The sequence below is a fragment of the Pseudomonas sp. K5002 genome (assembly GCF_013386655.1).
GTDB lineage: Bacteria > Pseudomonadota > Gammaproteobacteria > Pseudomonadales > Pseudomonadaceae > Aquipseudomonas.
The window spans coordinates 353-9594 of record NZ_JACARK010000476.1 but is presented as its reverse complement, the minus strand read 5'-3'; the positions used below and the strand labels follow the sequence as shown (position 1 = coordinate 9594).

13 protein-coding genes are annotated in these 9242 nt (G+C 60.4%); 6 read left to right on the top strand and 7 right to left on the bottom strand.

From position 1 onward, the window contains the following. Positions 1–343: Gfo/Idh/MocA family oxidoreductase (locus HX846_RS20930; RefSeq protein ID WP_178966025.1), on the bottom strand; the 343-nt coding region annotated here is incomplete at its 3' end. A 36-nt stretch (positions 344–379) separates the two neighbouring features. Next, entirely contained in the window at positions 380–1405 is a 1026-nt protein-coding gene (locus tag HX846_RS20925) for a LacI family DNA-binding transcriptional regulator (protein ID WP_003215111.1), read from the bottom strand. A 123-nt stretch (positions 1406–1528) separates the two neighbouring features. Here HX846_RS20925 and HX846_RS20920 point away from each other — a divergent pair, with 123 nt between their 5' ends. From HX846_RS20920 to HX846_RS20910, 3 genes are read left to right on the top strand one after another with little or no spacing between them, the layout of a single operon-like run. After that, entirely contained in the window at positions 1529–2374 is an 846-nt protein-coding gene (locus tag HX846_RS20920) for an SDR family oxidoreductase (protein WP_063029668.1), read from the top strand. Next, on the top strand, positions 2374–3516 hold the full coding sequence (locus HX846_RS20915) for a phytanoyl-CoA dioxygenase family protein (protein ID WP_003215107.1): 1143 nt from the start codon (positions 2374–2376) through the stop codon (positions 3514–3516). Before HX846_RS20920 ends, HX846_RS20915 begins: the two co-directional genes overlap by 1 nt. Before the next feature lie 49 nt (positions 3517–3565). Continuing rightward, entirely contained in the window at positions 3566–4489 is a 924-nt protein-coding gene (locus HX846_RS20910) for a substrate-binding domain-containing protein (protein ID WP_178966024.1), read from the top strand. On the opposite strand, the gene HX846_RS20905 is transcribed toward HX846_RS20910, so the two are convergent. Together HX846_RS20905 and HX846_RS20900 are read right to left on the bottom strand one after the other, a co-directional pair. Further along, entirely contained in the window at positions 4479–4901 is a 423-nt protein-coding gene (locus HX846_RS20905) for an MAPEG family protein (RefSeq protein ID WP_003215104.1), read from the bottom strand. The genes HX846_RS20910 and HX846_RS20905 overlap by 11 nt on opposite strands. Continuing rightward, a complete protein-coding gene (locus tag HX846_RS20900) occupies positions 4901–5218 on the bottom strand; it encodes a DUF2834 domain-containing protein (RefSeq protein WP_178966023.1) in 318 nt (105 codons plus the stop codon). The genes HX846_RS20905 and HX846_RS20900 overlap by 1 nt, the downstream gene beginning before the upstream one ends. A 116-nt stretch (positions 5219–5334) precedes the next feature. Here HX846_RS20900 and HX846_RS20895 point away from each other — a divergent pair, with 116 nt between their 5' ends. Continuing rightward, positions 5335–6144, top strand: a complete 810-nt coding sequence (locus tag HX846_RS20895; protein ID WP_174717786.1) for a helix-turn-helix domain-containing protein — start codon at positions 5335–5337, stop codon at positions 6142–6144. Between the two features lie 18 nt (positions 6145–6162). Here HX846_RS20895 and HX846_RS20890 read toward each other — a convergent pair whose 3' ends face one another. Continuing rightward, positions 6163–6579, bottom strand: a complete 417-nt coding sequence (locus HX846_RS20890) for a hypothetical protein (protein WP_003215097.1) — start codon at positions 6577–6579, stop codon at positions 6163–6165. 288 nt (positions 6580–6867) lie between these two features. Here HX846_RS20890 and HX846_RS20885 point away from each other — a divergent pair, with 288 nt between their 5' ends. After that, a complete protein-coding gene (locus tag HX846_RS20885; RefSeq protein WP_003215095.1) occupies positions 6868–7233 on the top strand; it encodes a hypothetical protein in 366 nt (121 codons plus the stop codon). A gap of 6 nt (positions 7234–7239) precedes the next feature. Here HX846_RS20885 and HX846_RS20880 read toward each other — a convergent pair whose 3' ends face one another. Together HX846_RS20880 and HX846_RS20875 are read right to left on the bottom strand one after the other, a co-directional pair. Further along, the gene (locus HX846_RS20880; RefSeq protein ID WP_178966022.1) at positions 7240–7974 is read right to left on the bottom strand and encodes a CPBP family intramembrane glutamic endopeptidase; all 735 of its coding nucleotides are present in this window, start codon (positions 7972–7974) and stop codon (positions 7240–7242) included. Between the two features lie 6 nt (positions 7975–7980). After that, positions 7981–8451, bottom strand: a complete 471-nt coding sequence (locus HX846_RS20875; protein ID WP_003215091.1) for a RidA family protein — start codon at positions 8449–8451, stop codon at positions 7981–7983. A 255-nt stretch (positions 8452–8706) separates the two neighbouring features. Here HX846_RS20875 and HX846_RS20870 point away from each other — a divergent pair, with 255 nt between their 5' ends. Next, a complete protein-coding gene (locus tag HX846_RS20870) occupies positions 8707–9138 on the top strand; it encodes a nuclear transport factor 2 family protein (RefSeq protein ID WP_003215089.1) in 432 nt (143 codons plus the stop codon). Positions 9139–9242: the final 104 nt, after the last annotated feature.

The window sequence follows — 9242 nt, the reverse complement described above, 5'->3', positions numbered from 1 at the left end:
TGCCGCCCTCGCGCTCCACAGCTTGCGCCGCCGCCCGCGCCTTGGCGAAATCCAGGTCAATGGGCTTCTCGCACAGCACGGCCTTGCCCTGGGACACGGCCGCCAGCAGCAAATCGATATGAGTGTCGGTGGGTGTGCCAATCACCACCGCGTCGATATCGTCCCGACTTAGCACTGCTGCGCAGTCATAGGCCGCCTCGCAACCCAGCTGCGCAGCCAAGCCATCGACGCCCTCCCGCCAGGGGTCGGCGACCACCACCAGAGTGGCATCAGGATGGGCCGCGACATTGGCCGCGTGAATGTTGGCGATGCGCCCTGCACCAAGGACAGCGATACGTAGCATGGTCGAACTCCTGGGATTGTTATTGGGTGTGGAGATTCAGTCCGGCAGGTTGAACGGTGTGACGATCTGTACCTGTGACGGCGCAATCGGCCCAGCCTTCCACAGCCGATGAAATTGCAGGATGTGCAGAAACACATGGCGCGCATCGATCTGCAGGTTGTGGTCGATAATCGCGGCGACTTTTTCTTCAGCCAACAGCTGGCGATTCTCTTCGTCGAGGTCGTGAGCAATAAACACGTCCAACGGGCGATCCAGAGCCGCAAAGGCGTCGACAATTGCCCGGTTGCCACCGCCGACGCTGTACACCGCCTTCAGTTCGGGATGCTGCTTCAACGCATCGGTGACCCGGGCAAACGTTCGGTCATACACGCCGTACCCACCGCTGATATCCAGTACCCGCAGGTGCGTCGCACGGCCGCGCAGCCACATGCGAAAACCCATTTCGCGTTCTTCCTCGCCCCGGAACAATTCACTGCCAATCACCACCGCCACTTCCTGGGGTTGGGGTGACAGCCAGCGGGAAAGAAGGTACGCGGCGGTTTGTCCGGCGGTGCGGTTATCCATGCCTACGTAGCCGATGCGCTCGCTGTGGGGCAGATCGGTGACCAGGGTCACCACCGGAATACCTGCGGCCGCCAGGTGCTTGACCGCCAGATTCACCGCCGGCTCGTCCGCGGCCTTGAGCACCACACCCTGGCTGCCGGTCTCGAGGCAGCGCAGCAATTGGTCGTGCATCGCCTGAGGCTCGATCTCTTCGAACACATGAAACCGCGGGGCGATACGAAACGGTGCCAGGCTGCCCAGTTGGGCGGTGATGGCGGCCTGCACCGCCGCACTGAAGCGCTTGGGCGTGTGCATGATCACATCGACATGAAAGGTACGGCCTACTGCCAGGCCATTTTTTTCCTGGGATTCCAGCTCATCCAGAGCCTGTTCGATACGCCGCCGGGTTTGGGCGTGCACGCTGCCGCGCTCATGCAAGACGCGATCGACTGTCGCCTTGCTGACGCCCGCCTGGGTGGCCAGTTGCTTGATGGAAAAGTGTTTAGCGCGTTCGAGCATGCTGTTGGACCTGAGGTCTTTTTGAGGTTTTTTTGAGACTCGTTGAGGTGACCGCAATGCTAGTCTCAGTTTTGCCCGGCGTCGAGCCCGGCCTTCAAAACAACAAAAACCCAGGAGACCCCGATGCCTTCAACCGACCTCAGCCATACCTTCAAAGGCCAATACTTTGTCGTCACCGGCAGCACCCAGGGATTGGGGGCTGCCGTCGCCCATACCCTGGCGCGGCGCGGTGCTGCCGGCCTGATCATCTGCGGACGCCGTCCGGACCAGGGCCAGGAGCAAGTACGGCAGTTGGCAGCGCTCGATTGCCGCGCGGTGTTTGTCCAGGCGGACCTGGAACAGATTGGCGACTGCCGCGCCGTGATCGAGGCGGCCCGTGCCCACTTCGGCACCCTCCACGGGCTGATCAACTGCGCCGGGATGTCGGATCGCGGCACCATTCTCGACACCTCCCCTGAACTGTTTGACCGACTGTTTGCGGTCAATGTGAGGGCGCCGTTTTTCCTGATGCAGGAAGCCTTGAAGCTGATGATCAGCCAGAGGGTTGAAGGTGCAGTGGTCAATATCCAGAGTGTCACCGGCCACGGCGGGCAATCGTTCTTGAGTGCCTACGCGGCGTCCAAGGGCGCTCTCGCGATTCTGACCAAAAACGTGGCGTTCAGCGCCCTGCGCAACCGGATTCGGGTCAACGGCTTGAACATCGGCTGGATGGACACACCGCACGAGGATGAAATCCAGCGGCACTACCACGGTGCCGGGGATGGCTGGTTGGAGGCCGCCGAAGCCGCGCAGCCCTTCGGCCGCCTGCTCAAACCTGAAGAGGTGGCCCAGAGCGTGGCATTTCTATTGTCACGCGAGTCGGGAATGATGACCGGCACGGTGATCGACCTGGAGCAAGGCGTCATCGGCTGTGGCGACGGCGGCACCCCACGCCCCGATCAGGCCCTGAGCCTGGTGGAGGGTGCGTGATGCCTGCCTTTGTCAGCGCCGACGCAGTGCAACTGGAAGATTTTCACTCGATCTGTGCCCAGCAGGCGGCTGCCGAGGACTACCCGCACTGCGCCGAAGTGTGCAGCAACATCCCGATCTATCAGGCCCAGGCACTGCGCAACGGCGATCGTCACGCCGTGCTGGACGAACTGCATCGCCTGTTCAGCCAGGGGCCGGGAGTGATGGTGGTGCGCCAGGGCTACGCCGACCTGGACGTGGTCGACCGTCACAGCCAGGTATTCGAAGCGATCTTTGCCCAAGAGGCTGCGCAAGGTGTGGCCGCCGACCACTTCGCCAAGGCCGGCAGTAACGGACGTATCTGGAACTCATTACAGAAGGCCGCACTGCAGTCGCCGGCATCCTTTGTCGAATATTACGCCAACCCACTGCTGGGGTTGATCGCACAAGCCTGGCTCGGCCCGGGCTACCAAGTCACGGCCCAGGTCAACGTGGTGCACCCCGGTGGCCAAGCCCAGCAACCGCACCGTGATTATCACCTCGGGTTCCAGACCATCGACGTGGTGGAGCGCTTTCCGTTGCCCCTGCACACGCTGTCCCAATACCTCACGCTGCAAGGGGCCGTGGCCCACAGCGACATGCCCCTGGAAACCGGCCCGACCCAACTGCTGCCGTTTTCCCAGCAATACCCACTGGGCTACCTGGCCTGGAGGCGCACTGAATTCATCGAGTACTTCCAGCAGCATGCCGTGCAATTGCCGCTGAACAAAGGTGACCTGCTGTTCTTCAACCCGGCCCTGTTTCACGCCGCTGGCACCAATCGCACACCGGACCGCCAGCGCATGGCCAACCTGCTGCAAATCTCCTCGGCGTTCGGCAAAACGATGGAGGCTGTGGACCGCGACCGGATGATGCTGGCGCTGTACCCCTGCCTGTTGGAGCGCCTGGCGGACAACGTCATGGATGGCGAGGCGCTGCACGCGGTGATCGCCTGCACCGCCGATGGCTATTCCTTTCCCACCAACCTGGATACCGACCCACCCTTACAGGGCCTGGCTCCGCAAACCGGGCAGCAACTGATGTTGCAGGCACTGAACGAACGCTGGCCCTGCGAGACCTTTGCCGAACGCGTTGCGCAACTACACGCCAAACGCCAAGGCTGAGGAATGTTTTCAACGTCTTTCAAAACAACAAAAAAAACGGACTGACACCATGAAAAAACAGCTGCTGACCTTGCTCCTGACCCTCATCGTTACCCCGCTAGCCCTCGCCGAGACACGCATCGGCGTCAGCATCGCCCAGGTGGACGACGTGTTCCTCGCCCAGATGCGTGACTACATGGCGGCCCACGCCAGGGACCTCACCGACGTGACCCTGCAATTCGAAGACGCCCAAGGCGATGTGGTGCGCCAACTGAACCAGGTGCAGAGCTTTTCTGCCCAAGGCATGGACGCGATTATCGTCAACGCGGTCGACACCGCCGCCACCCAGAAAATGACCGTAAATGCCCAGCAGGCGGGTATCCCGCTGGTGTACGTCAACCGTCGCCCGGACATCCCCGGCTTACCGGCCGGGGTGGGTTATGTCGGCTCGGACGAGATCAAAGCGGGCGAGATTCAGATGCGCTACCTCGCGGAAAAAATGAACGGCAAGGGCAACCTCGCAATCATGCTCGGCTTGCTCTCTAACAACGCCACCCACAACCGCACACAGGGCGTGAAAAACGTACTGAAGGATTACCCCAACATCCATATCGTCGAAGAACAAAGCGCCGACTGGCAGCGCAGCAAGGCCATGGACCTGATGAACAACTGGATCGTCTCGGGCAAGAAAATCGACGCCGTGGCGGCCAATGCCGATGAAATGGCTATCGGTGCCGCGATGGCGATTACCCAGACCGGCATGCACCCTGGCAAGGACATCCTGGTGGGCGGCAGCGACGGCGGACCCGCCGGCCTGGATGCGATCAAAAAAGATCTATTGGTAGTCACGGCCTATCAGGACAACAAGGGCCAGGCCGTCGGCTCGATTGACCTGGCGCTGAAGATGATCAGGAAGCAGCCCTACACGGCGGAGCTGACCATTCCCTATCAACAGATCACCAAGGACAACTATCAGGCCTTTCTCACCCCTTGATTGTTATCAGCCCAGCGCCAAGCAGACCGGCCAGCCCCGACAAACAGAGCACTCCCACTCCATAAGCGAGGGTGCGCCAGGGCTGGCGGCCGCTCAGATACATCACCGTATGCATCACACGGGCAGCGGTGAACAGACAGAACAACCCCGCGGTAGCGGTGCCTGGCGTTTCCATCGCCAGGCACAGGCCACCCAAAATGAAGAACAACGGAATATTTTCCAGATCATTGGCCCAAGCCTTTTCGGCCCGGGAGACTTGCGGTAACTCCTGGGGATTCGCATCGCGATGGAAGAAAGCTGCATCCTCGTGGTTAGTGAATGCACGGAATCTGAGTCGAAAGAAACCCTGGTAACAGGAGATCGCCAGCATCTTCAAGAACAGCACCAGTACGCACAACGCATAAACCTCCATCACCGGCCCCCTGAAGGTTCGCGGAACCCGTTGACCACGATATACAGCAGCGGACCGATGGATACGAAAACCGCCGTTACCAGTAAATAGGGCAACACCGACGCCAGGGATTTGCCCCTGGCCCGCGCATCCCGGTACATCCATACGCCCGCCAAGGCCCCCATCAGATACAAGTCAATCACCACCTGGGCAGTATCCGGCCTCGATATCAATTCACGTCCGAACGCCATGAGCGATTGTTCGGCGATCAGCATCGTGATCAATGTGTACAGGGCAAAAGCCAACAGCCCGGCCAGGGCAATCCAGGGTCTGCGCATGTTCTCCTCCTTGGAGACAACGGTTCGGGAAGCTGCACATTAGTGATAACGTCGTTCCCCTCTCAATGACCTCGAAGGTCATCGACACCACCGACCCGCACGGCCAGAGTCAACCCATGAGCAGCCAACCTTTCCCCCGCGCCAACCCCGACACTACCGCCGGCACGCAACTGCGCGTGCTGCGTCGGCACGCCAGATTGAGCCAGCTGGAACTGGCGCTGATCACCGGGGTTTCCCAACGCCACCTGAGCTGCATCGAGACCGGGCGCGCCAAGCCGAGCCCGGGCACCTTGCATAATTTGCTGATGGCGCTGGAGGTTCCGCTGGAGCAATGCAACAGCGTGTTCCTCGCTGCCGGCTTCGCCCCGCGCTATGAGGCAACCCCGCTCTCCTCGCCCTCCATGGAGGCTATTCGCGAGGCAATCAGCCATGTGCTCCACGCGAACAATCCTGCACCGGCGATCGTGCTGGGCAGCCACTGGGAAGTGCTCGCCGCCAACGCCAGTACCCAGGTGCTGTTCGAGCTGGTGGGGATCAAACCGGAGGCGGCTGATGGGCTGAATTTGCTGGTCACCCTGCTACAGCCTGGCGGCCTGGGTGATCATTTGATCAACGCTGACGAAATCCGCACCATCGCCTGGCAACGGGCGACGCGCGAGGCGTTGGGCAACTCCGAACTTGCCAGGCTTCTGGACAGCCTGCCGGCCCCGCAAAGTACCGAAGCCTTGGTCAATGAACCGCCGCCACTGGTGCTGACACGCGTCAACTCCCGTGAAGGTGAGCTGAACTTCATGTCGACCTTCACCACCTTCGGCATGCCTCAGGACATCACGGTAACGTCGTTGCGCATCGAGCATTTGATTCCGGCGGATGCGCAGACGTGGCAGGTGATGACCGCGGCGTATGAGCGGTCATTGGTGAGGTAGAAAGCCGCGGCGGGGCCATTAGTTATTTGTCGTATTTTGCCCGCCATAGCTATTGGCGCGGCTCTTGGAGGAGGAGCCGTTGCTGTATTGGGTGTCTTGCCCACCGTAGCTATTGGAGCGGCTCTTGGCTGAGGTGCCGTCGCTGTATTGAGTGTCTTGCCCACCATAGCTGTTGGAACGGGTCTTGGCCGAGGTGCCGTCGCCGTATTGGATATCCTGCCCGCCATAACTATTGGAGCGGCTCTTGGAGGAAGTACCATCGCTGTATTGGGTGTCTTGCCCACCGTAGCTATTGGCGCGACTCTTGGAAGAGGTGCCATTGTCGTATTCGCAATCGGACCCACCATAACTGTTCGCCCTGCACGTCTCGGCAACCGCTTGGTAAAGCGGCGCAGCCAACAAAACCGTGCCCAGTAAAACGACCTTAAGCTTCATGTTAATTCCTTGTAGAGGTGGCGATACGCTATTACAGACTGGAGATTCTGAACTTAGTTTCCAACGTTCTGAAATGCGCTCGCGCGAGCCGACGTGGCAACCCTTTGCCAGCCCCGGCAACTCCTGGCCTGCGCCCTGCCCCGGCAATACCACCCAGCCCGCGCCGCACAAGGCATGCAGCACATGGCCCGGGTTTTGCTCTGTTGCTGCTACCAATAAGGGAGCGGCACCATGATAGGAAGCACGACAAGTCTGTTAGCGCTGGGACAGAAGACTTTTACACAATCCATGGAAAACGGCACCCTGCGGGCCGGGAGGATTGAAGTCACCAACGCCACGCCCGAGATCAAGACCAAGCTGGAAGCCAGCTATCAGGAGCAAGTGCGCTCGACCGCGCAAACCGTTGCCACCGCCAGGGCCAACCCTTCATGGGCGACCTTCGACGATAAAGGCAACGCCGTCGAACTGCCCGATGTTCAGTCACTCAGCAAAAGCGACGCCACCCATGTGGCCAACGGTCTTCAGTACCTGCTCGATATCGGGCGCCTGGACGGCAAGACTGTCACCGCGAAAAATGGCGACCAGTCGACCGATAACATCGCGGTCTACAAAGACTGGCTCCAGGCCCACATCGGCGTTGATGTACAGGCCTGAGACGGTTCACACCATCGGCACGGCAATCAGCAAGATCGCCGTGCCATGGGTGGCCGTCGCCGCCACCACACCGTAGCGCATCCGCACCAGCCCGCAGGCCACGCCTTCAATCAGGGTAAAGGCCAACACTGGCCAGCCCAGTTGCGTCACGCTCAACGCCAGAAATGAATGGCACGCGGCGAACGCCAGCCCGCTGAGCAACGCCGCGCGCAGCGGCGTAACGTGCTGTTCGAGATAACCCTGCAAGAAGCCGCGAAACAATACCTCTTCCAGCGCATTGGCGCAGTAGGCAAGCGCTAGCATGCCCATCATCCAGGTCCAGTAAGCCGGGATCGCCGCCGGTTCGATGCCTTGATACAGGCGCAATGGCAAGCCAATCACACAGCCGGCCACCAGCCCCACTGCCAGGCCCACAGCACGATTGCCCTTGAACAGCACCGTCAGTTGCCACAACTCCGGTGCCAGGCGCGCGAGCAGCGCAATCAGCCCAAGGGATAACCCGCCCAGCGCGGCCAGCACCCACGGGTTGGCCGTGAACTCGATCTGCACCTCGCGGCTCAGCGACCACATGCCCAGCGGCGTCATCGCATCGCGCATCAGCACGAAGGCCAGCAGCAGGATAACGATGCGCAAGCCCGGCAATGTTTTCGGCGTGAGACCGAACCACAGGCCAAACAGGATCAGTCCCGGGAGCAGGTAGATTCCATAGTGGACCAGTACCGCAAACGCCTCGGCGATCACCCGGTTTCAGTCCCGTGCCACGGCGATCATGTCGATTTCCACGGCCGCGCCCTTGGGCAATTGCAGCACGCCCACCGAGGTGCGCGTATGGGATCCTGCGGCCCCCAGGATCTCGTTCAACAGGTCCGACGCACCGTTGGCCACTTCGCTTTGCTGGTCGAAGTCATCCGCGCTGCGCACGTACACATTGATCTTGAGGATCGCCTTGACCTGGTCCAGCGAACCCAGTGCCTGCTTGAGCAAGCCCAGGCAACGCAGTGCGCTGACGCCCGCGGCAATCTGTGCGTCGGCCAGGCTGAGGCTTTCGCCGACCTTGCCGGGCAACACGATGGCGTCACCCACCCGCGGAATCTGGCCACTGATGTAGACGTGATTGCCGTCCCTCAGCAGCGGCGTGTAGTTGCCGCCGATCTTGAACTCGTTGAGTTGATAACCCAGGCGCACCATGGCCGCCGCATACTTTTGATCCGGTGTCATTTTTTTGTTTTCCTCAGTCGTTGCGAATCCACGCCATGAAGTCGCCGGCCACAGCATAGCCATGTGCCATTTCCACGGGAAGTGCCGACCGCTATTTCGCAAGTGATACGACAACCAATACTGGCAAACAGCGCTTATCTTCTAGCCAAGAACAAATTTCACTTTCCTTGATCCCGGTAAATACGGCATGGTTGTACGACGACTTAAAAACATAGTCCGAGTCGTCCCGGTACCCACAACAACAAGGAAACACCCATGCAAAACGTCAAGGTTCTGATTGGTTTTCTGTGCCTGTTCAGCGGTTACGCGGCCGCGGCGCCTGCCGCAAGTGACAAGGATGTAGCCGCTGCGGTCGATCATCTGACCCAGGCCATGCTGCACAAGGACATCCCGCAACTGCAGGCCCTCACCGCGAACAACCTCACCTACGGCCATTCCAGCGGCAAGGTCCAGAACAAGCAGGAATTTATCGCCGACATTGAAACCGGCAGAAGTGGTTTCAAGACCCTGGAAATGCAGAAACAGACCATCACCCTCAATGGCGACACCGCCCTGGTGCGCAACCACTTTTCCGCGCAGGCGGTGAACAGTGGCGTCGAGGTGCCCACCGAAATTGAAAACTTCCAGGTCTGGCAGAAGCAGAAAGGCAAGTGGCTGCTGATCGGGCGCCAGGCCTACAAATTCTGAGTCCCGCCTGGATCGTTCCCACGCTCTGCGTGGGAATGCATCCGGTGACGCTCTGCGTCACTATCGCGCAAATCTACAGCGGGACGCGGAGCGTCCAAGGCGGC

What these genes read in the sequence shown, in the direction of transcription:
- HX846_RS20925 (WP_003215111.1), bottom strand. Translation starts at nt 1,405, where the DNA reads ATGCTCGAACGCGCTAAACACTTTTCCATCAAGCAACTGGCCACCCAG.
- HX846_RS20920 (WP_063029668.1), top strand. Translation starts at nt 1,529, where the DNA reads ATGCCTTCAACCGACCTCAGCCATACCTTCAAAGGCCAATACTTTGTC.
- HX846_RS20915 (WP_003215107.1), top strand. Translation starts at nt 2,374, where the DNA reads ATGCCTGCCTTTGTCAGCGCCGACGCAGTGCAACTGGAAGATTTTCAC.
- HX846_RS20910 (WP_178966024.1), top strand. Translation starts at nt 3,566, where the DNA reads ATGAAAAAACAGCTGCTGACCTTGCTCCTGACCCTCATCGTTACCCCG.
- HX846_RS20905 (WP_003215104.1), bottom strand. Translation starts at nt 4,901, where the DNA reads ATGGAGGTTTATGCGTTGTGCGTACTGGTGCTGTTCTTGAAGATGCTG.
- HX846_RS20900 (WP_178966023.1), bottom strand. Translation starts at nt 5,218, where the DNA reads ATGCGCAGACCCTGGATTGCCCTGGCCGGGCTGTTGGCTTTTGCCCTG.
- HX846_RS20895 (WP_174717786.1), top strand. Translation starts at nt 5,335, where the DNA reads ATGAGCAGCCAACCTTTCCCCCGCGCCAACCCCGACACTACCGCCGGC.
- HX846_RS20890 (WP_003215097.1), bottom strand. Translation starts at nt 6,579, where the DNA reads ATGAAGCTTAAGGTCGTTTTACTGGGCACGGTTTTGTTGGCTGCGCCG.
- HX846_RS20885 (WP_003215095.1), top strand. Translation starts at nt 6,868, where the DNA reads ATGGAAAACGGCACCCTGCGGGCCGGGAGGATTGAAGTCACCAACGCC.
- HX846_RS20875 (WP_003215091.1), bottom strand. Translation starts at nt 8,451, where the DNA reads ATGACACCGGATCAAAAGTATGCGGCGGCCATGGTGCGCCTGGGTTAT.
- HX846_RS20870 (WP_003215089.1), top strand. Translation starts at nt 8,707, where the DNA reads ATGCAAAACGTCAAGGTTCTGATTGGTTTTCTGTGCCTGTTCAGCGGT.